Here is a 20,476-nt window from a genome sequence, read left to right as displayed (position 1 = left end):
GGGTCAGGCCTCCGTTCCGGGAGTGTCCGCAGCCGGAGCCTCGACAGCGGCGGGGGCCTCGGCCTTGGGAGCCGAACCGCCGTCCGTCTGGGGCTTACGGCCGCGGCCGCCGCGCTCGCCACCGCGGCGCTGCGGACGGTCGGTTCCACCGGCGCCGGGACCACGCGACGGGCGGTTGCCCGCACGGGCCGCGGCGTTGTCGGCGCGAACCTCTGCGATGTTCTTGACGTTGCCCTTGTAGATCCACACCTTCACACCGATGCGGCCGAAGGTGGTCTTGGCCTCGAAGAAGCCGTAGTCCACGTTGGCGCGCAGGGTGTGCAGCGGCACACGGCCTTCGCGGTAGAACTCAGAGCGGGACATCTCGGCGCCGCCGAGACGGCCACCGCACTGGATCTTGATGCCCTTGGCGCCGGCCTTCATGGTGCCCTGCATGCTCTTACGCATGGCACGACGGAAGGAGACACGCGAGGAGAGCTGCTCGGCGACGGCCTGGGCCACCAGCTGAGCGTCCATCTCGGGGTTCTTGACCTCGAGGATGTTCAGCTGCACCTGCTTGCCGGTCAGCTTCTCCAGGTCGCCGCGGATGCGGTCGGCCTCGGCACCACGACGGCCGATGACGATGCCGGGACGCGCGGTGTGGATGTCCACACGCACACGGTCACGGGTGCGCTCGATCTCAACCTTCGAGATGCCGGCGCGCTCCATGCCCTGCGTCATCATCTTGCGGATGGCGACGTCTTCCTTGACGTAGTCCTTGTACAGCTTGTCGGCGTACCAACGAGACTTGAAGTCCGTGGTAATTCCGAGCCGGAACCCGTACGGGTTAACCTTCTGGCCCATTACCGGGTCCCTTCCTTGCTGCTGACGACCACGGTGATGTGGCTGGTCCGCTTGCGGATCCGGTAGGCACGGCCCTGGGCACGCGGACGGAACCGCTTCAGGGTCGGACCTTCGTCGACATACGCCTCAGTGATGACGAGAGACTCGGCATCGGAGTGGTCGTAGTTGTGCGCGGCGTTGGCAATGGCGCTGTCAAGCACCTTGCCCACCGGCACGCTCGCGGCCTGCGGGGCGAAACGCAGGACCGCCTGAGCCTCCGTGGCATTCATGCCACGGATGAGGTCCACCACGCGGCGGGCCTTCATGGGCGTGACGCGGATGTACCGCGCCTGGGCCCTGGCTTCCATGGTTGTCCCTTCGGTGTCAGTCATAGTCTTCGCACTCCGCCGATCAGCGACGCTTCGTCTTGCGGTCGTCCTTGACGTGGCCGCGGAACGTGCGGGTCGGCGAGAATTCGCCGAGCTTGTGGCCGACCATGGACTCGGTGACGAACACCGGGACGTGGATCTTGCCGTTGTGCACCGCGATCGTGTGGCCCAGCATCGCCGGAATGATCATGGAGCGGCGGGACCAGGTCTTGATGACGTTGTGGGTGCCTGCCTCGTTCTGTACGTCCACCTTCTTGATGAGGTGGTCGTCGACGAAGGGCCCCTTCTTGAGACTGCGCGGCATCTAAACCTGCTCCTAGCGCTTCTTGTTCGTCTTGCGGCGGCGGACGATGTACTTGCTGCTTGCCTTCTTCGGCGAGCGAGTACGACCCTCCTTCTGACCCCACGGGGAGACCGGGTGGCGACCACCGGAGGTCTTACCCTCACCACCACCGTGCGGGTGGTCGACAGGGTTCATCGCGACACCGCGGACGGTCGGGCGGACGCCCTTCCAGCGCATACGGCCGGCCTTGCCCCAGTTGATGTTCGACTGCTCGGCGTTGCCGACCTCGCCAACAGTGGCGCGGCAGCGGACGTCGACCAGGCGGACCTCACCGGACGGCATACGAAGGGTGGCCATGGAGCCCTCCTTCGCCAGCAGCTGGACCGAAGCACCCGCGGAACGGGAGATCTTCGCGCCGCCGCCGGGACGCAGCTCGATAGCGTGGATGGTCGTACCCACCGGGATGTTGCGCAGCGGGAGGTTGTTGCCCGGCTTGATGTCGGCCGTGGGGCCGTTCTCAACCCGGTCGCCCTGGCTCAACTTGGCCGGGGCAATGATGTAGCGCTTCTCGCCGTCTGCGTAGTGCAGCAGCGCGATGCGTGCGGTGCGGTTCGGGTCGTACTCGATGTGAGCGACCTTCGCCGGAACGCCGTCCTTGTCATGACGACGGAAGTCGATGACTCGGTAAGCACGCTTGTGACCGCCACCCTGGTGGCGAACAGTGATGCGACCCGAGCTGTTACGCCCGCCCTTGCTGTGCAGGGGGCGGACCAGCGACTTCTCCGGCGTGGACCGCGTGATCTCGACGAAGTCGGCGACGCTGGAGCCACGACGGCCCGGCGTCGTCGGCTTGTACTTGCGGATACCCATTTCTCAGTCCTCGTCCGATATCGGACGACACGGACTCCGTTAGGAGACCGGGCCGCCGAAGATGTCGATTCGGTCGCCCTCAGCGAGGGTCACGATGGCGCGCTTGGTGTCCTTGCGCTTGCCGAAACCGGTCTTGGTGCGCTTGCGCTTACCCTGCCGGTTGATCGTGTTGACCCCGGTGACCTTGACCGAGAAGACCGCCTCGACGGCCTGCTTGATCTGGGTCTTATTGCTGCCCGGCGCGACGATGAACGTGTACTTGTTCTCGTCCAGGAGCGCGTAGCTCTTCTCGGAAACCACCGGCTTGACCAGGATGTCACGGGGGTCCGTGAAGGTCTTGCTGGTGACGACCGCGGCGGTCTTGGTCTCACTCATCAGGCGTCGTTCCCTTCGAGCTCATCCTCGGAGGCAACGGCCTTGGCGGACGCGGCGGGACCCGCCACGAAACGCTCGAAGGCATCCTTCGTGAAGACCACTTCGTCGGAGACGAGCACGTCGTAGGTGTTCAGCTGACCGGCTTCCAGGATGTGGACCTGGGGCAGGTTGCGGGCGGACAGCCACGCGGCCTCGTCAGCGCGCTCGACGACCAGGAGCACGTTCTTACGCTCCGAGATCTTGCCGAACAGCGTCTTGGCGGACTTCGTGGAAGGCGTCGTGCCCTCGATCACGCCGGAAACGACGTGAATGCGGGAGTGACGCGCCCGGTCGGTCAGGGCGCCGAGGAGGGCGGCCCGGATCATCTTCTTCGGCGTCCGCTGGGAGTAGTCACGCGGCTTCGGACCGTGGACGACGCCACCGCCCGCGAACTGCGGAGCGCGGGTCGAACCCTGGCGGGCGCGGCCGGTGCCCTTCTGGCGGTAAGGCTTGCGCCCACCACCGCGGACCTCGCCGCGACGCTTGGTGCTGTGCGTGCCCTGACGGGCGGCAGCGAGCTGCGCCACGACGACCTGGTGGATCAGCGGAATGCTGACCTTGGCGTCGAAGATCTCGGCGGGAAGCTCAAGGCTCCCGGTCTTGTCGCCCGCGGGCGACAGGATGTCAATGGTGCTCATATCCTCAAGCCCCCTTGGCCGCGGTACGGACCAGGATGAGGCCGCCGTTCGGACCAGGTACCGCTCCCTTGATGAGGAGCAGGCCCTTCTCCGCGTCAACGGCGTGGACGGTCAGATTCTGTGTGGTCACACGCTCTCCACCCATCCGGCCGGCCATCTTCATGCCCTTGAAGACACGACCCGGGGTGGCACAGCCACCGATGGAGCCGGGGGAACGGTGCTTGCGCTGAACGCCGTGACCGGCGCCGAGACCCTTGAAGTTGTGACGCTTCATGACACCGGCGAAACCCTTGCCCTTGCTGGTGCCGGTCACATCGACCTTGACACCGGACTCGAAGGTCGCAGCGGTGATCTCCTGGCCCAGCGTGTACTCGCTGGCGTCAGGCGTACGAAGCTCCACCAGGTGGCGGCGCGGGGTTACGTCGGCCTTGGCGAAGTGACCCTTGAGGGGCTTGTTCACCTTGCGCGGGTCAATCTCGCCGAAGGCGATCTGAACCGACTCGTAGCCGTCGACGTCGTTGGTGCGGACCTGGGTCACGACACACGGGCCGGCCTTGATGACGGTCACCGGCACAATGCGGTTGTTCTCGTCCCAGACCTGCGTCATGCCGAGCTTCTCGCCCAGGACGCCCTTAATGCTCTTAGCCATCTCGCGCGTCACCTCAGAGCTTGATCTCGATGTCGACGCCAGCCGGGAGGTCGAGACGCATCAGCGAGTCAACCGTCTTCGGCGTGGGGTCGAGAATGTCGATGAGCCGCTTGTGGGTGCGCATCTCGAAGTGCTCGCGCGCATCCTTGTACTTGTGCGGCGACTTGATGACGCAGTACACGTTCTTCTCAGTGGGCAGCGGCACCGGGCCTGCGACGTGCGCACCAGTACGCGTCACCGTCTCGACGATCTTCTTCGCCGAGGAGTCGATGACCTCGTGGTCGTACGCCTTGAGCCGGATGCGGATCTTCTGTCCCGCCATGGCTACTCCGTAGTCCTTTGTCTCGTAACGCTCTGGAACCCGGTCGGTAGTGACTCTCCGCCGACCCACGCGGTCGGGCGTGTCGCACCCCTTCTCATAAATTTCCGCAAGCGGAAATCCCTCGGAGAAGGAAGCGCGGCGCTCTGACCGCAGGATGTGGTGAAGACTCCCACCGGGTGCCTGGCCGGAACCGCACTAACGCTTCCCGGAAGATTCCCGTACGTCCGTCATGCCACCAAGAGGCGGATCATGACGACGAGTACTGTGGGACTCGCTTCCGGTCCTCCCGACGGGAGGCGCGCAGCATCGGCGCTCGACCGAGCAACTTGGCTAGTGTGCCATATGGGGCACACTCCACGCCAATCGAGCCGGTGACATTACCACCTGGGCAGGCGGAGCAACCAAAGGCTCCCCCGGACGGTCCTCATCTGCGGAGTTCCCTGACATGGCGGGGACACGTCGGACGAGAAAGAGTGTTCGTTGAAGAGGCTGCCCCGGCTGGTACTGCTCACGGTCGTCCTCGCGCTGTTCGCCGGCGCGTGCGGCACCCCCGGCACCGGCGCGCTGACCCCGCCCGCCAGGACTCCCCAGGCCGCCCCGCCGCTCGACATGGACAACTGGTCGGTGACGGAGGAGAACCGGCGGCCCGGCAGTACCGCCTGGCGGCTGCGCGACCCAGGGCCGTCCGACGCGATCGAGGGCTTCGCCGACCACGTCAGCGTCACCTCAGGAGAATCGTTTCGGCTGTTCGTCTCCACCACAGCCAGGAGCTTCCGCGTCGAGGCGTACCGGATGGGCTGGTACCAGGGGAAGCAGGGCCGCAAGGTCTGGTCGTCGGCGTCACAGCCCGGTGAGCGGCAGGCGGGCCCGAAGACGGTGCCCGGCATATACCTGATCAGCGCGCCCTGGAAGCCGTCCCTGACGGTGAGCACCAGGAACTGGCCGCAGGGCAGCTATCTGCTGAAGCTCGTCTCCAGCCAGGGCCACGACCGCTGGGTGACGCTGACGATCCGCTCCACCTCCACCGTCGGCCGCACCGTGTTCGTGAACGCGGTCACCACCTGGGCCGCGTACAACAAGTGGGGCGGCGGCACCAATGTCTACGGCGACTCCCGCGGCACCACGGGACCCGGCTACGACAAGCGCTCGCGCAAGGCCGGCTTCGACCGGCCGTACGACGGCAAGGGCTCGCCCTTCAACTGGTACGAGCTGCCGATGCTCAGCATCGCGGAGCGGATGGGCATACCGCTCGCCTACGAGACCGACACCGACCTCGACAACTCGGCGGAGCTGTTCCGCGGCGCCCGTGCGGTGATCTTCCCCGGGCACGACGAGTACTGGTCGGCGGGCATGCGCGACAACACCCTCGCGATCCGCGACGCGGGCGTGAACATCGCCTTCTTCTCCTCCAACGCCGCCTACCGGCACATACGGCTGGAGCCGAGCTCGCTGGGCAAGGACCGCGTGGTGGTGGTCTACAAGGACCCCGCCGAGGACCCGATGATCCTCAAGGACCCCAGCCAGGCCACCCAGCAGTGGCGGCTGCCGCCCGACCCGCGCCCGGAGAGCGTCCTCACCGGCGTGCTGTACGAGTGCAACCCGGTCTACGCGCCGTTCGTCGTCACCGACCCGGACGCGTGGATGTTCCGCGGCACCGGTGCCAGGGCCGGCAGCAAGTACATCGGGCTGGTCGGCGTGGAGTCGGACCGGCTGATGGCCGGTGTCCCGGTGCCGCGCCCGATCCAGGTCGTCGGGGACTCCCCGCTGACCTGCCGCGGCGCGAAGACCCGGGCCAACGCCGCCTACTACACGGTGCCTTCGGGCGCCGGGGTCTTCGCCACCGGCACCATGAGCTGGGCCTGCAGCGTGTACGGCAACACCGGCTGCCGGGACCAGGCCGGCGAGCAACGGGTGCCCGAGGCGTCCGGGGAGTTCGCCCGCCAGGTCACCGAGAACATCCTGCGGGTCTTCGCCGCCGGACCGGCCGGCCGTACGTACCCGGCGCAGGACAACTACGCCCGGTACGTCTCACCGCCCAGCAGGATGTCCTTCGCGCACTGAGGGCCTGTGGGCGCTCAGCGCACCACACTCGGCCCGTAGGCGCCCGACACCATCAGCTCCGGCCGGCCGGAACCGTCCGCGGGCTGCTTCCACACGTCGAAGGCGCTGCTGCCGGTCGGCAGGGAGTAGGCGATGGTGCGGTCGTCCAGCCAGTCGCCCTGGTCGTCCACGCTGCGGGTCTCGGCGAGCGCCGTCTCCCGCAGGGTCGCCAGGTCCAGCACGTACAGCCGCCACGGCTTGGACGGGTCGTCGGAGATCTTCTTCTTGAAGACCAGCCGGGTGCCGTCGGGGGAGAGCGACGGGCACTCCACGTTCTCCCGCAGCACGGTCATGGTGCGGGCCGCGAAGTCGCCGCGGACCAGGAACGTTCCGCCGCTGGAGGAGCTGCCCAGCGTCGCGTAGAAGGTGTTGTCGTCCTTCAGGAACGACACCCCCCAGAAGTTCCGGTCCGGCGGTGTGAAGTCCTTGCCGTTCCGCCGGACCTCGAACGTCTCCAGGGTCGGCACCACCGTGTCGGTGCGCGAGTCGTAGATGCCGGTGCGGGTGGAGAAGCCGGCCGAGGTGTACGAGTCCCCGTAGACGAACGCCGTCCAGGCCGCCATCCGGCCGTCGGCGGAGAGCCGGGCCCGGCTGGGCAGGCCGGGCAGCTGGATCCGCTTGAGCAGCTTCATCCGGCTGTCGCGCAGCTCCGCGTAGTGGTGCACCACCAGGCCGTTCTGGCCGGCCAGGCAGAGCAGCCGGCCGGCCGCCGCGTAGCTGCGCTCGCAGGCCTGCGTGTCGACCTTCCGGCCGCCGCCGGGGCTGCCCACCCGCACCTCGGCCAGCCGGCCGAAGCCGGGGCCCTTGGCGGTGTCGCGGAAGATCAGCCGGGCGCTGCCGCCCGGGGTGAGGTCGACGGCGCCGGCGACCGGGCGCACTCCCTCACCGCCCGCGGCGCGGGCCTTGTCGCGCTGCAGGGCGTACACCGTGTACCCGATGGCCACCGAGGCCAGCACGGCCACGCACACCGCGAAAACTATGATCCGGTTCTTCATACGTCGGCCACCTCGGGACCGTGGGCGGCACCCGGCCGCAGCAGCACCATGCACAGCAGCACGGCGGCCGTCAGAGCGACGGTGAATCCTTGGATGGTGTTCTCCGGGCCCCAGCGCATCCAGGCGGCGCCGAACGCCACGGAGGAGACGGAACGGCCCAGGGTCTGGGTGGTCTGCAGCACGGACAGCCCGCTGGTGCGCAGTTCCTCGGGGATCAGCGGCCCGGCGTGCGCCATCAGGACGCCGTCGGTCGCCGCGTAGAACAGCCCGTGCAGGGCCAGGACGATGAGGATCAGGGCCGTGCCCCGCAGGTCCAGGACGCCGCCGATCAACAGATAGGCGCCGATCAGGCAGGCGTGCCCGGCCAGGAAGATCTTCCAGCGGCCGATCCGGTCGGCCAGCCCGCCCAGCGGCACCGCCGCCAGCAGGTACACCCCGGTCGTGCCCAGCGGGAGCAGCGGGAACCAGGAGATCGCCAGGTCGGTGCGGTTCTGCAGCGCCAGGTAGATGAACGCGTCGGAGACCGTCGCCAGGCCGAGGAGGCAGGCGCCGATGCAGGCTCGCCGGAACGCCGCGTTGCCGAGCATCCCCAGCCCGGCGCGGAGCGAGACCGCGACCCGGGCGGTCTTCTTCCGCGTGAACGGGTCCCGTACGAACAGCGCGAGGGCCACCACGCCGATCGCGCCGATGCAGAAGCTCACCACGAACACGGCGTCGTACGCGGTGCCCAGCGAGGTGCTCATCATCGACATCAGGGCGAAGGCGATGACCGGGCCGATGAAGGCGCCGACGGTGTCCATCGCCCGGTGCACGCCGAACGCCCGGCCCTGCGACTCCGGCGGGGTGGACAGCGAGATCAGCGCGTCCCGCGGGGCGGTTCTGATCCCCTTGCCCGCCCGGTCGACGGCCATCATCATCCCGATGCCCGGCACCGAGGCGCCCACCAGGGGGAATCCCAGCTTCGTCACCGCCGACATGAGGTAGCCGGAGCCCGCCACGGCCTTGCGTGCGGTGAACTTGTCGGCGAGGTAGCCGCCGACGATCCGCAGCAGGGCCGTCGACCCCGAGTACACGCCGTCCAGGAAGCCGAACTGCAGCATGCTCAGACCGAGTCCGGTCACCAGGTACACGGGAAGGACCGCGGTGACCATCTCCGAGGAGATGTCGGTGATCAGGCTCGTCATCCCGAGCGCGAAGACGTTCGCCGACACCAGACCGCGCAGTCCCCGGCGGCGGCCCGGCCGTTCGCCCTCGGACCGGGCCTTGTCGCTCGCCCGGGTCTCCGACAGATACACGCATCGCTCCCTTAACGCCCTGGTAACCCGACGGACCACCCTAGGTCAGCCGGCGTGCAGGTTCTCGCACGCAACCTCGGAGCCGTCCGAACGCTCCTATCTGTTGTGAGCGTCTCTACGAGGCGAAGGTTGTCCCGCAGGGAACTACTTGTCGCCACAGCCATAGCAACCGCGGCCGCGGCAGCCGGCTGCACCAGCACGCCGTCCGACGCGAAACCGGTCACCGGTTCCGACCCGAGCGCGGTCCAGGCCTACCGGCCCGGCGCGAAGCCGCTGCTCCTCCAGGTCCTCGCGCACCCGGACGACGACCTGTACTTCATGAACCCCGACACCCTGCACGCCGTGCGCAGCGGCGTCCCGGTGGTCTCGGTCTACGTGACGGCGGGCGAGTCCGTGGGAGTGAACCACGCGCCGCGCACCCCCACGCCCAAGGCCAACCGGCAGGCGTACTCCTCCGCCCGTCACCAGGGGCTGCGCCAGGCGTACGCGACCATGCTCGGCCTCGACAAGTTCACCCCGTGGCGCCATTCCGCGCTGCGGCTCACCGGCGGCCTCACCGTCGAGCTCGACCAGCTGGCGAACGGTGAGCGCCGGGCCGATCTGGTCTTCGTGAACCTGTCGATGGGCGAGGGGAACCCGAACCTGATGGGACTCCCCCATCTGTGGGCGGTCCCCGGCATCACCCTGGACACCGTGGTGGCCACCGGCTCCCCCGTCGGAAGGTCCACCAAGGTGAGCCACCGGACCCTGGTGGACTCGCTGGCCGCGCTGCTGGAGCGCTACCAGCCGACCCTCGTGCAGACCCTGGACCCCGATCCCGACATCCAGGTGCACGACGCGGCCCACCACCAGAACAGCGACCAGAACGGCTACTCCGACCACCGCGACCACACGCCCGCCGCGCTCTTCGCCTGGAAGGCCCTCGCCCAGTGGGTGGCCGACAGCGCGAAGGCGGACGGTGACGTGCCGCGGTTCGTGACCACCTCCTACCGCGGCTACTACAACCAGCGCTGGCCCCGCAATCTCCCGCAGTCCGTGGTCCGGGAGAAGAACGAGTACCTCCTGCCGTACGGCGGAGATCCGGAGTGGGACTGCGGCAACGCCGCCGGCTGCGGGGACTACGGCGTCGGCCAGAACACCCCGCTGACCAACCCCAAGGGCTGGGTCCGCTCCACCCACTACCGCTACCCCGGCGCCCGGCCCGCGACGTTCACCGGCGCCGACGGCCGGCTGGAGGCGTTCAGCGTCCTCGGCACCCGGGCCGTGCGCTGGCAGGAGAGCGCCCCCGGCAGCGGCCAGTGGAGCGATCCCCAGGACCTCGGCGGCGGGCCGCTGGCCCCCGCGCTGGCCGCCGTGAAGGACAGCACGGGCCGCCGGCTGCTGTTCGCCCTGCGGTTCTCCTCCCTGCAGGGCCAGGGCGGGCACAACTCACGCGAGATCGTCCTGCTGGAACAGAGCTCCCCCGACGGCCCGTTCCGGGCCTGGACCGGCATGGGCAACCCCGAGCGCACCGAGGACAACGGCCGCCGGATCGGCTGCCCGGTCGCGATATCCACCCCCGACGGGCGGGTCCACCTCTTCGTCCGCAGCGCCGCCAAGGGCGTCTGGACCAAGGTCAGGGAGCCCGGCGGGAAATGGGGCGACTGGCGTGACCTCGGCGGCGACGAGGTGCAGGACGGCCTGGCGGTGGTGCTCGACGGCCAGGCGCGGATCCATGTCTTCGCCGCCGGCCGCGAGACCGTCCACCACTGGACGCAGCCCGCGCCCGGGCAGCCGATGGCCTTCCAGGCGCTGAAGGGCATGCCGCAGCCCGGTGAGCCCCCGTCCGCGGCGCTCGCCCCCGACGGCTCTCTCACGGTCGCCTACCGGCGGCCGGTGACCGGCGAGCTGGTACTGCGCACGGTCGACGGCACGGCGTCACGGGACGGCGTGCTGACGCCCGCGCAACTGAGCGGGTACGGCGGCTACGCCGATGTCGCGGTCGGCGCCGCGCCGGCCCGCAGCGGGCACCGCGGCCTGCTGCTGCTCGGCAAGGAGCTCGACGGCACCGTCAAGCTCGTGGACACCACACAGCCCGGCCGGCCGCTCAAGCCGCCGCCCTTCGCGCTCCCGGTCGGCACCCCCACGCTGCTGCACGGAGCCGACGGCCGGGCGTACGTGGTCGGCCTGGACTTCGCCGCGACCCCGTGGGTGTGGCGCGCCGAGACAGAGTCCACGGCGTAACCCCCGGGGGGACCTCCCCGCCGGAACCTTCTGGAAAAAGGCCAAGGGCCCTGCCCCACCGCGAACGGTGGGACAGGGCCCTTGGTGTGATGCTCGCTAGGACCTGTCCGGCCAGCCTAGGCCGGGCAGGCCCTAAGCGTCAGATCACTTGGTGATCTTGACAACCTGGCCGGCGCCCACGGTACGGCCACCCTCGCGGATGGCGAACTTCAGGCCCTCTTCCATGGCGATCGGCTGGATCAGCGCGACCGTCATGGCGGTGTTGTCGCCCGGCATGACCATCTCGGTGCCCTCGGGGAGGGTCACCACGCCGGTCACGTCGGTCGTCCGGAAGTAGAACTGCGGACGGTAGTTGTTGAAGAAGGGGGTGTGACGGCCACCCTCGTCCTTCGACAGGATGTAGGCCTGGGCCTCGAAGTCGGTGTGCGGCGTGACCGAACCCGGCTTGATGATGACCTGGCCGCGCTCGACGTCCTCGCGCTTGATGCCACGGAGGAGCAGACCGACGTTCTCGCCCGCCTGGCCCTCGTCGAGCAGCTTGCGGAACATCTCGATGCCCGTGACCGTGGTGGTGGTCTTGGTCTCCTTGATGCCGATGATGTCGACAGTCTCGTTGACCTTGAGGACACCACGCTCGATACGACCGGTGACGACGGTGCCACGACCGGTGATCGTGAAGACGTCCTCGATCGGCATCAGGAACGGCTTCTCGACGTCACGTGCCGGAGTCGGGATCGCCTCGTCGACGGCCGCCATGAGCTCGAGGAGCTTCGCGCCCCACTCCTTGTCGCCCTCAAGAGCCTTGAGCGCCGACACGCGCACGACCGGAAGGTCGTCGCCCGCGTACTCGTACTCGGAGAGGAGCTCACGGACCTCGAGCTCGACGAGCTCCAGGATCTCCTCGTCGTCCACCATGTCGGCCTTGTTCAGGGCGACGACGATGTACGGCACGCCGACCTGGCGGGCCAGGAGCACGTGCTCCTTGGTCTGCGGCATCGGGCCGTCGGTCGCGGCGACAACGAGGATGGCGCCGTCCATCTGCGCCGCACCCGTGATCATGTTCTTGATGTAGTCCGCGTGACCGGGGCAGTCGACGTGCGCGTAGTGACGCGACTCCGTCTGGTACTCGACATGCGCGATCGAGATCGTGATACCGCGCTGGCGCTCCTCAGGAGCCTTGTCGATCTGGTCGAAGGCCGAGGCCTCGTTCAGGTCCGGGTACGCGTCATGCAGCACCTTGGTAATCGCCGCGGTCAGCGTCGTCTTACCGTGGTCGATGTGACCGATGGTGCCGATGTTGACGTGCGGCTTAGTCCGCTCGAACTTCGCCTTCGCCACTGGGGTCCTCCTGGGGAGTGGTTCTGTACGCCTTGCTTCATCGGCGCCAGGTGATCTTTGCTGGAATGCGGGCTGCCGGGGCATCCGCCACGCTACTCGGGGCCGAGGCCCTGTGGATTGCGACGAATGCCCCGATGCCTGCTGTCAAGCCTAAGGGTTGAGCCACACTGCGAAAATTGAGCGCTACTCGCCCTTGGCCTTCGCGATGATCTCCTCAGCGACGTTCCGCGGAACCTCGGCGTAGGAGTCGAACTGCATCGAGTAGCTTGCGCGACCCGAGGTCTTGCTGCGGAGGTCTCCGACGTAGCCGAACATCTCCGACAGGGGCACGAGACCCTTGATGACACGGGCGCCGCTGCGCTCATCCATGGCCTGAATCTGGCCACGGCGGGAGTTCAGGTCGCCGATGACATCGCCCATGTAGTCCTCGGGCGTGGTGACCTCAACGGCCATCATCGGCTCGAGCAGTACGGGGCTGGCCCTGCGAGCACCTTCCTTGAACGCCTGCGAACCGGCGATCTTGAAGGCCAGCTCCGAGGAGTCGACCTCGTGGTAGCCACCGTCGAGAAGGGTGATGCGAACACCCACCATCTCGTAACCGGCCAGGATGCCGAACTTCATGGCTTCCTGGGCGCCGGCGTCCACCGAGGGGATGTACTCACGGGGGATGCGGCCACCGGTGACCTTGTTCACGAATTCGTACGAGGCGTCGCCGCCCTCGATGGGCTCCATCGAGATCTGTACCTTCGCGAACTGGCCGGTACCACCAGTCTGCTTCTTGTGCGTGTAGTCGATCCGGTCAACAGTCTTGCGGATCGTCTCGCGGTACGCGACCTGGGGCTTGCCGACGTTCGCCTCGACGCGGAACTCGCGCCTCATGCGGTCGACCAGCACCTCAAGGTGGAGCTCGCCCATACCACCGATGATGGTCTGGCCGGTCTCCTCGTCGGAGTGAACCTGGAACGAGGGGTCTTCCTCAGCGAGACGCTGAATCGCGATACCCAGACGCTCCTGGTCACCCTTGGACTTGGGCTCGATCGCGACCTGGATGACCGGGGCCGGGAAGTCCATGGACTCCAGGATGACCGGCTGCTTCTCGTCGCACAGCGTCTCACCGGTGGTGGTCTGCTTCAGGCCCATGACGGCGATGATGTCGCCGGCGCCCGCCATCGGGATCTCCTCACGCTTGTTCGCGTGCATACGGTAGATCTTGCCGATGCGCTCCTTCTTGCCCTTCACCGAGTTCAGCACAAAGGTGCCGGTCTCGAGGCGGCCCGAGTAAACCCGGACGAAGGTGAGCTTGCCGAGGTGCGGGTCGCTCATGATCTTGAACGCAAGACCCGAGAACGGCTCGTCCTCGGAGGGCTGGCGCTTCACGACGACCGACGGGTCCTTGACGTCGTGGCCTTCGATGGCCTCGATGTCCAGGGGCGACGGCAGGTAACGGACAACGGCGTCGAGCAGGGGCTGAACGCCCTTGTTCTTGAACGCGCTGCCACAGAACACCGGCGTGAAGGTCGGCTTGCCCTGGTGCTCCGAGTCGGTCGAGGCGATGGTGGCGCGACGGATCGCGGCCATCAGCTGCTCTTCGCTGGGCTCCTGGCCCTCGAGGAACAGCTCCATCATCTCGTCGTCGTGCTCCGCGATGGTCTCGAGGAGCTTGCCGCGCCATTCCTGGGCGGCTTCGACGTGCGAGCTCGGGATGTCGACGGTGTCGTACATCTCGCCCTTGGTGGCCTCGGCGGACCACACCATGGCCTTCATGGCGACGAGGTCGACGACGCCCTTGAAGTCCATCTCGGTGCCGATGGGCAGCTGCATGACCAGCGGAACCGCACCGAGGCGGTCCACGATCATGTCGACGCAGCGGTGGAACTCGGCACCGGTCCGGTCGAGCTTGTTGACGAAGCAGATGCGCGGAACGCCGTAGCGGTCCGCCTGACGCCAAACGGTCTCGGACTGCGGCTCAACACCGGCAACACCGTCGAACACCGTGACGGCACCGTCGAGGACGCGGAGCGAACGCTCCACCTCGACCGTGAAGTCGACGTGCCCCGGGGTGTCGATGATGTTGATCGTGTGATCGACATCGTTCAGCGGCCAGTGGCAGGTCGTCGCGGCCGACGTGATCGTGATGCCGCGCTCCTGCTCCTGCTCCATCCAGTCCATGGTGGCTGCGCCATCGTGGACTTCACCGATCTTGTACGAGACGCCGGTGTAGAACAGGATCCGCTCGGTGGTCGTCGTCTTGCCCGCGTCGATGTGGGCCATGATCCCAATGTTGCGGACCTTGGCCAGGTCAAGCGAAGTGGTGGCCATTAGGCTCAGTCTTCTCTCGGTCTCGATGTGGGTGGTGACTACCAGCGGTAGTGCGCGAAGGCCTTGTTCGACTCGGCCATCTTGTGGGTGTCCTCGCGACGCTTGACCGAGGCACCGAGACCGTTGCTGGCGTCCAGCAGTTCGTTCATCAGGCGCTCGGTCATGGTCTTCTCACGGCGGGCGCGGGAGTAACCCACGAGCCAGCGCAGCGCGAGCGTGGAAGCACGGGCGGGGCGAACCTCGACCGGCACCTGGTAGGTCGCACCGCCGACGCGGCGGGACTTGACCTCCAGAGTCGGCTTGATGTTCTCAAGAGCGCGCTTCAGGGTGATGACCGGGTCGGTACCGGTCTTCTCCTTGAGGCCCTCGAGGGCGCCGTAAACGATCCGCTCGGCGGTGGAACGCTTGCCGTGCAGGAGGATCTTGTTGACCAGCGAGGTCACCAGAGGAGATCCGTAGACCGGGTCGATGATGACCGGGCGCTTCGGGGCAGGACCCTTACGAGGCATGCTTACTTCTCCTTCTTGGCGCCGTAGCGGCTGCGGGCCTGCTTGCGGTTCTTGACGCCCTGGGTGTCCAGGGAGCCGCGGATGATCTTGTAGCGAACACCCGGCAGGTCCTTCACACGACCGCCACGCACGAGCACGATGGAGTGCTCCTGGAGGTTGTGGCCCTCGCCCGGAATGTAGGCGGTGACCTCAATCCCACTGGTCAGACGCACACGGGCCACCTTGCGAAGCGCCGAGTTCGGCTTCTTCGGGGTGGTCGTGTACACACGCGTGCAAACACCGCGGCGCTGAGGGGAACCCTTCAGCGCGGGTGTCATATTCTTCTTGACCTTGTCCTGCCGGCCGTTCCGGACCAGCTGCTGGATCGTAGGCACCGTTTCTCCGGTTTCTGTGTGCCGATCTCGATAAAACTAACCTGGGGCACCGACCCACGCGGTCGGGTGTGTCGCGGACCCCGCACGTCCCCGTGGAGCAGGGAACGTACGTATGTCGGGTGTCGCGGCCTCGGTGTCCCCGTGCGATATCGGTGACCTCCCAGCCAGAGACTGGGGGCACGCGCAAGGACCCGGGCACACCCCAGGCACAAGGTCAGATCGTACCTATCGCATCGGCTCCGGTCAAAACAAATGCATCAGCGCAGGACACGCCGCCCTTCCGGCTCGAACTCTCAGCCGGAACCGGAGACCATTCCGATCATCACGAAGAGCATGATCAGGCCCAGGAAGCCGGACACGATCCAGCCCAGCACCAGGCCGGCGACCGCGAACCCGTCCCCCGCCTCACCGCTGTTGCGGATCTCCTTGCGGGCCTTGTGCCCGAGGATCACCGCCGGGATCGCCGTCACGAGAGTGAAGGTGCCCGCCAGCCCGCACACGAACGAGGCGATGGCAGAGGTGTTCGTACGCGGCGGGGCCGGCAGGAAGGTCCGCGGCACATAGCCCATCGGCGGGGACATCTGGGCGGACATCGGCGACGGCCCCTGCGGGAGGTCGCGCACCAGCAGCTGCAACTCACCGTAGGTACGCGCCTGGTAGGCGGTGGACATCCGGTGCTCGTACTCCTGCTGCTGCAGCCGCCCCTCCGCGAACGCGGCCTTCAGCACGTCCACCGTGCGCTCACGGTCGGCGTCGGCCGCCAGCATGCCGGGCACCTGGCCGGACTGTGGCAGCCGCCCGTTGCCCCACGGATCGAGCGACACGCGCGACACCTCCCCGCCTTGGAATGGTCTCTCCATACTGACGGACGCACGGCGACCGTGCGAAGTTCCGCGAAAAGCCGCAAGGCGGCCATCCCGGGAGGGGACGGCCGCCTTGCGGATCAGACTCTGTGGGACACGACTCAGCCGTTGTAGGGGCCGTAGTCGTAGTCCTCCAGGGGAACGGCCTGGCCGGAGCCGGTGCCGAAGGGCGAGTAGTCGATGTCGTCGTAACCGACGGCCGAGTACATCGCTGCCTTCGCCTCCTCGGTGGGCTCCACCCGGATGTTCCGGTAACGGGCAAGACCCGTACCGGCCGGGATGAGCTTACCGATGATGACGTTCTCCTTCAGGCCGAGCAGCGAGTCCGACTTGGCGTGGATCGCCGCGTCGGTCAGCACTCGGGTCGTCTCCTGGAAGGAGGCGGCCGACAGCCAGGACTCGGTCGCCAGCGAGGCCTTGGTGATACCCATCAGCTGCGGACGACCGGAGGCGGGGTGACCGCCCTCGGAGACCACACGACGGTTCTCGGTCTCGAAGCGGCCGCGCTCGACCAGCTCACCGGGCAGCAGCTCGGCGTCGCCGGACTCGATGATCGTCACACGGCGGAGCATCTGCCGGATGATGATCTCGATGTGCTTGTCGTGGATCGACACGCCCTGGTTGTTGTAGACCTTCTGCACTTCGGCCACCAGGTGGATCTGAACCTGGCGCTGGCCGAGGATACGCAGCACGTCGTGCGGGTTGGTGGCACCCACGGTCAGCTTCTGGCCGACCTCGACGTGGTCGCCCTCGCCCACCAGCAGACGGGACCGCTTGGAGATCGGGTAAGCGATCTCCTCGCTGCCGTCGTCCGGGGTGACGACGAGCTTCTTCGTCTTCTCGGTCTCCTCGATGCGGACCCGACCGACAGCCTCGGAGATCGGGGCGACACCCTTGGGGACACGGGCCTCGAAGAGCTCGACGACACGCGGCAGACCCTGCGTGATGTCGTCACCCGCCACACCACCGGTGTGGAAGGTACGCATCGTCAGCTGGGTACCGGGCTCACCGATCGACTGGGCCGCGATGATACCGACGGCCTCACCGATGTCCACCAGCTTGCCGGTGGCCAGCGAGCGTCCGTAGCAGAAGGCACAGGTGCCGACCGTGGACTCGCAGGTGAGGATCGAGCGGGTCTTGACCTGCTCGACACCGTGCTGGATCAGCTGGTCGATGAGCACGTCGCCCAGGTCCACGTTGGCCGGCGCGATCACCTTGCCGTCGATGACGACGTCCTCGGCGAGCATGCGGGCGTAGACGCTGGTCTCGACGTCGTCCGTCTTACGAAGGACGCCGTCCTCGCCGCGCGCACCGATCTGCAGCTTGAGGCCGCGCTCGGTACCGCAGTCCTCCTCGCGGATGATGACGTCCTGCGAGACGTCCACCAGACGACGGGTCAGGTAACCCGAGTCGGCGGTACGCAGGGCGGTGTCCGCGAGACCCTTACGGGCACCGTGGGTGGAGATGAAGTACTCCAGCACGGACAGGCCCTCACGGAACGAGGCCTTGATGGGACGCGGGATGGTCTCGTTCTTCGCGTTCGACACCAGACCACGCATACCGGCGATCTGACGCATCTGCATCATGTTTCCTCGGGCACCCGAGTCAACCATCATGAAGATGGGGTTCGTCTTGGGGAAGTTCGCGTTCATCGCCTCGGCAACCTCGTTGGTCGCCTTGGTCCAGATCGCGATGAGCTCCTGCGTGCGCTCGTCCTTGGTGATCAGGCCGCGCTCGTACTGCTTCTGGACCTTCTCGTCCTGCTCCTCGTACCCCTTGACGATGGCCTTCTTGGCCTCGGGGACGACGATGTCCGTGACGGCCACGGTGACGCCGGAACGGGTGGCCCAGTGGAAGCCGGCCGCCTTCAGGTTGTCGAGCGTCGCCGCCACGATGACCTTCGGGTACCGCTCGGCGAGGTCGTTGACGATCTCGGAGAGCTGCTTCTTGCCGACCGCGTAGTCGACGAACGGGTAGTCCTCGGGCAGCAGCTCGTTGAAGAGCGCGCGTCCCAGGGACGTCCGCAGCCGGAACGTGTCGCCGACCTGGTAACCCTGCTCGCCCTCTTCCTGGGCGGGCGGGGTCCAGCCACGCGGCGGGACGGTGCCGACCGGGAAGCGGATGTCGACCTTCGACTGCAGCGAGAGCTCGCGGTTGTCGAACGCCATGATCGCTTCGGCGGTGGAACCGAACGCCCGGCCCTCGCCGATGAGCACGCGCTCTTCCGGCTCGGTGGTGAGGAAGAACAGACCCAGCACCATGTCCTGGGTCGGCATGGTGACGGGACGACCGTCGGCCGGCTTCAGGATGTTGTTCGAGGACAGCATCAGGATGCGGGCCTCGGCCTGCGCCTCTGCCGACAGCGGCAGGTGCACGGCCATCTGGTCACCGTCGAAGTCCGCGTTGAACGCGGTGCAGACGAGCGGGTGGATCTGGATGGCCTTGCCCTCGACCAGCTGGGGCTCGAAGGCCTGGATGCCGAGGCGGTGCAGGGTCGGTGCACGGTTCAGCAGCACCGGGTGCTCTGCGATGACCTCTTCGAGGACGTCGTAGACGACGGTGCGGCCGCGCTCGACCATGCGCTTGGCCGACTTGATGTTCTGCGCGTGGTTCAGGTCCACCAGGCGCTTCATCACGAACGGCTTGAAGAGCTCCAGCGCCATGGCCTTCGGCAGACCGCACTGGTGCAGCTTGAGCTGCGGGCCGACGACGATGACCGAACGGGCCGAGTAGTCGACTCGCTTGCCGAGCAGGTTCTGACGGAAACGACCCTGCTTGCCCTTGAGCATGTCGCTCAGGGACTTCAGCGGGCGGTTACCGGGACCGGTGACCGGGCGACCACGGCGGCCGTTGTCGAACAGCGCGTCGACGGCCTCCTGCAGCATCCGCTTCTCGTTGTTCACGATGATCTCGGGGGCACCGAGGTCAAGGAGACGCTTGAGGCGGTTGTTGCGGTTGATCACGCGGCGGTACAGGTCGTTCAGGTCGGAGGTCGCAAAGCGGCCACCGTCCAGCTGCACCATCGGACGCAGGTCCGGCGGGATGACCGGGACGCAGTCCAGCACCATGCCGTTGGGCTTGTTGGTGGTCTGCAGGAACGCCGAGACGACCTTGAGGCGCTTGAGCGCACGGGTCTTCTTCTGGCCCTTGCCGGTACGGATGATCTCGCGGAGACGCTCGGCCTCCTCCTCGAGGTCGAAGGTCTCGAGGCGCTTCTGCAGCGCCGCGGCACCCATCGAACCGGAGAAGTACGTACCGAAGCGCTCGCGCAGCTCGCGGTAGAGCAGCTCGTCGCCCTCGAGGTCCTGGACCTTGAGGTTCTTGAAGCGGGCCCACACCTCGTCGAGGCGGTCGATCTCGCGCTGGGCGCGGTCACGGAGCTGCTTCATCTCACGCTCGGCACCTTCGCGCACCTTGCGGCGCACGTCGGCCTTGGCGCCCTCGGCCTCCAGCTCGCCGAGGTCCGCCTCGAGCTTCTTCTGCCGGTTCTCGACATCGGAATCCCGGCGGTTCTCGACCTGCTGGCGCTCGACGGAGACCTGCGCCTCGAGGGAGGGCAGATCGCGCGTACGGCGCTCGTCGTCGACCCACGTGATCATGTAGGCGGCGAAGTAGATGACCTTCTCGAGGTCCTTCGGGGCGAGGTCGAGCAGGTAGCCCAGCCGCGACGGAACGCCCTTGAAGTACCAGATGTGGGTCACGGGAGCGGCCAGCTCAATGTGGCCCATCCGCTCACGACGCACCTTGGCGCGAGTTACCTCGACGCCGCAGCGCTCGCAGATGATGCCCTTGAAGCGGACACGCTTGTACTTACCGCAGTAGCACTCCCAGTCCCGGGTCGGACCGAAGATCTTCTCGCAGAAGAGCCCGTCCTTTTCCGGCTTGAGCGTGCGGTAGTTGATGGTCTCCGGCTTCTTTACTTCGCCGTGCGACCAGGTCCGGATGTCGTCCGCGGTGGCGAGGCCGATCCGCAGCTCGTCGAAGAAGTTGACGTCGAGCACTTGTCGTCAATCCCTCTTTCAGGGTCGAGTGTCAAACATGGTCTGAACGGTCCGGGGCGGCCGGGACTCCGG

Annotated in this window: 18 protein-coding genes; 2 read left to right on the top strand and 16 right to left on the bottom strand. The window is 67.2% G+C overall.

The features are described from left to right. Positions 1-3 precede the first annotated feature (3 nt). From rpsC to rpsJ, 8 genes are read right to left on the bottom strand one after another with little or no spacing between them, the layout of a single operon-like run. On the bottom strand, positions 4-843 hold the full coding sequence (gene rpsC, locus G3I60_RS27360) for a 30S ribosomal protein S3 (protein ID WP_138352901.1): 840 nt from the start codon (positions 841-843) through the stop codon (positions 4-6). Beyond that, positions 843-1,190, bottom strand: a complete 348-nt coding sequence (gene rplV, locus G3I60_RS27355) for a 50S ribosomal protein L22 (RefSeq protein WP_138352992.1) — start codon at positions 1,188-1,190, stop codon at positions 843-845. Before rplV ends, rpsC begins: the two co-directional genes overlap by 1 nt. Before the next feature lie 43 nt (positions 1,191-1,233). Beyond that, a complete protein-coding gene (gene rpsS / locus G3I60_RS27350; RefSeq protein ID WP_138352900.1) occupies positions 1,234-1,515 on the bottom strand; it encodes a 30S ribosomal protein S19 in 282 nt (93 codons plus the stop codon). A gap of 12 nt (positions 1,516-1,527) precedes the next feature. Further along, on the bottom strand, positions 1,528-2,364 hold the full coding sequence (gene rplB, locus G3I60_RS27345; RefSeq protein WP_138352899.1) for a 50S ribosomal protein L2: 837 nt from the start codon (positions 2,362-2,364) through the stop codon (positions 1,528-1,530). A 39-nt stretch (positions 2,365-2,403) separates the two neighbouring features. After that, positions 2,404-2,739 (bottom strand): 50S ribosomal protein L23, encoded by a 336-nt coding sequence (rplW, locus tag G3I60_RS27340; RefSeq protein ID WP_138352898.1) that lies wholly within the window; start codon positions 2,737-2,739, stop codon positions 2,404-2,406. Continuing rightward, positions 2,739-3,416: a 50S ribosomal protein L4 gene (rplD, locus tag G3I60_RS27335; RefSeq protein ID WP_138352897.1), complete on the bottom strand. Its 678-nt coding sequence runs from the start codon at positions 3,414-3,416 to the stop codon at positions 2,739-2,741. The genes rplW and rplD overlap by 1 nt, the downstream gene beginning before the upstream one ends. A 4-nt stretch (positions 3,417-3,420) precedes the next feature. Further along, complete coding sequence (rplC, locus tag G3I60_RS27330) at positions 3,421-4,065, bottom strand: 50S ribosomal protein L3 (protein WP_164297319.1); 645 nt, start codon at positions 4,063-4,065, stop codon at positions 3,421-3,423. A 13-nt stretch (positions 4,066-4,078) separates the two neighbouring features. Next, positions 4,079-4,387, bottom strand: a complete 309-nt coding sequence (gene rpsJ, locus G3I60_RS27325; RefSeq protein WP_138352895.1) for a 30S ribosomal protein S10 — start codon at positions 4,385-4,387, stop codon at positions 4,079-4,081. 480 nt (positions 4,388-4,867) lie between these two features. Between rpsJ and G3I60_RS27320 the strand changes: the two genes are divergently transcribed. Further along, positions 4,868-6,448, top strand: a complete 1,581-nt coding sequence (locus G3I60_RS27320; protein WP_239070311.1) for a N,N-dimethylformamidase beta subunit family domain-containing protein — start codon at positions 4,868-4,870, stop codon at positions 6,446-6,448. A gap of 14 nt (positions 6,449-6,462) precedes the next feature. Here the strand turns inward: G3I60_RS27320 and G3I60_RS27315 are convergent, their stop codons facing one another. After that, entirely contained in the window at positions 6,463-7,482 is a 1,020-nt protein-coding gene (locus tag G3I60_RS27315; protein ID WP_164297317.1) for a PD40 domain-containing protein, read from the bottom strand. Next, on the bottom strand, positions 7,479-8,777 hold the full coding sequence (locus G3I60_RS27310) for an MFS transporter (RefSeq protein WP_198357082.1): 1,299 nt from the start codon (positions 8,775-8,777) through the stop codon (positions 7,479-7,481). The genes G3I60_RS27315 and G3I60_RS27310 overlap by 4 nt, the downstream gene beginning before the upstream one ends. A 129-nt stretch (positions 8,778-8,906) precedes the next feature. On the opposite strand from G3I60_RS27310, the gene G3I60_RS27305 reads away from it, so the two are divergent. After that, positions 8,907-11,000, top strand: a complete 2,094-nt coding sequence (locus tag G3I60_RS27305; protein WP_164297315.1) for a PIG-L family deacetylase — start codon at positions 8,907-8,909, stop codon at positions 10,998-11,000. A gap of 144 nt (positions 11,001-11,144) precedes the next feature. Here G3I60_RS27305 and tuf read toward each other — a convergent pair whose 3' ends face one another. From tuf to G3I60_RS27275, 6 genes are all read right to left on the bottom strand, one after another. Continuing rightward, positions 11,145-12,338, bottom strand: a complete 1,194-nt coding sequence (gene tuf / locus G3I60_RS27300) for an elongation factor Tu (RefSeq protein WP_164297313.1) — start codon at positions 12,336-12,338, stop codon at positions 11,145-11,147. A 183-nt stretch (positions 12,339-12,521) separates the two neighbouring features. Then, positions 12,522-14,657, bottom strand: a complete 2,136-nt coding sequence (gene fusA, locus G3I60_RS27295) for an elongation factor G (RefSeq protein ID WP_164297311.1) — start codon at positions 14,655-14,657, stop codon at positions 12,522-12,524. A 38-nt stretch (positions 14,658-14,695) separates the two neighbouring features. Continuing rightward, positions 14,696-15,166 carry a 30S ribosomal protein S7 gene (rpsG, locus tag G3I60_RS27290; RefSeq protein WP_138352889.1) on the bottom strand — a complete coding sequence of 157 codons (471 nt, stop codon included), beginning with the start codon at positions 15,164-15,166 and terminating at the stop codon, positions 14,696-14,698. A gap of 2 nt (positions 15,167-15,168) precedes the next feature. Continuing rightward, positions 15,169-15,540 carry a 30S ribosomal protein S12 gene (rpsL, locus tag G3I60_RS27285; RefSeq protein WP_138352888.1) on the bottom strand — a complete coding sequence of 124 codons (372 nt, stop codon included), beginning with the start codon at positions 15,538-15,540 and terminating at the stop codon, positions 15,169-15,171. 293 nt (positions 15,541-15,833) lie between these two features. Continuing rightward, positions 15,834-16,307: a DUF1707 and DUF4190 domain-containing protein gene (locus G3I60_RS27280; protein WP_164297336.1), complete on the bottom strand. Its 474-nt coding sequence runs from the start codon at positions 16,305-16,307 to the stop codon at positions 15,834-15,836. A 197-nt stretch (positions 16,308-16,504) separates the two neighbouring features. After that, positions 16,505-20,404: a DNA-directed RNA polymerase subunit beta' gene (locus tag G3I60_RS27275; RefSeq protein WP_138352887.1), complete on the bottom strand. Its 3,900-nt coding sequence runs from the start codon at positions 20,402-20,404 to the stop codon at positions 16,505-16,507. Positions 20,405-20,476 lie beyond the last annotated feature (72 nt).

The organism is Streptomyces sp. SID13666, from assembly GCF_010548325.1.
Taxonomy (GTDB): Bacteria; Actinomycetota; Actinomycetes; order Streptomycetales; family Streptomycetaceae; genus Actinacidiphila; species Actinacidiphila fildesensis.
This window is presented reverse-complemented; position numbering and strand designations above follow the sequence as displayed.

Bases quoted from the DNA above. Each gene is read 5' to 3' on its own strand.
- fusA (WP_164297311.1), bottom strand. From the start codon at position 14,657: ATGGCCACCACTTCGCTTGACCTGGCCAAGGTCCGCAACATTGGGATC.
- G3I60_RS27315 (WP_164297317.1), bottom strand. From the start codon at position 7,482: ATGAAGAACCGGATCATAGTTTTCGCGGTGTGCGTGGCCGTGCTGGCC.
- rplD (WP_138352897.1), bottom strand. From the start codon at position 3,416: ATGAGCACCATTGACATCCTGTCGCCCGCGGGCGACAAGACCGGGAGC.
- rplV (WP_138352992.1), bottom strand. From the start codon at position 1,190: ATGGAAGCCAGGGCCCAGGCGCGGTACATCCGCGTCACGCCCATGAAG.
- rpsS (WP_138352900.1), bottom strand. From the start codon at position 1,515: ATGCCGCGCAGTCTCAAGAAGGGGCCCTTCGTCGACGACCACCTCATC.
- rpsG (WP_138352889.1), bottom strand. From the start codon at position 15,166: ATGCCTCGTAAGGGTCCTGCCCCGAAGCGCCCGGTCATCATCGACCCG.
- G3I60_RS27280 (WP_164297336.1), bottom strand. From the start codon at position 16,307: ATGCTGGCGGCCGACGCCGACCGTGAGCGCACGGTGGACGTGCTGAAG.
- rplW (WP_138352898.1), bottom strand. From the start codon at position 2,739: ATGAGTGAGACCAAGACCGCCGCGGTCGTCACCAGCAAGACCTTCACG.
- rpsJ (WP_138352895.1), bottom strand. From the start codon at position 4,387: ATGGCGGGACAGAAGATCCGCATCCGGCTCAAGGCGTACGACCACGAG.
- rpsC (WP_138352901.1), bottom strand. From the start codon at position 843: ATGGGCCAGAAGGTTAACCCGTACGGGTTCCGGCTCGGAATTACCACG.
- rplC (WP_164297319.1), bottom strand. From the start codon at position 4,065: ATGGCTAAGAGCATTAAGGGCGTCCTGGGCGAGAAGCTCGGCATGACG.
- rplB (WP_138352899.1), bottom strand. From the start codon at position 2,364: ATGGGTATCCGCAAGTACAAGCCGACGACGCCGGGCCGTCGTGGCTCC.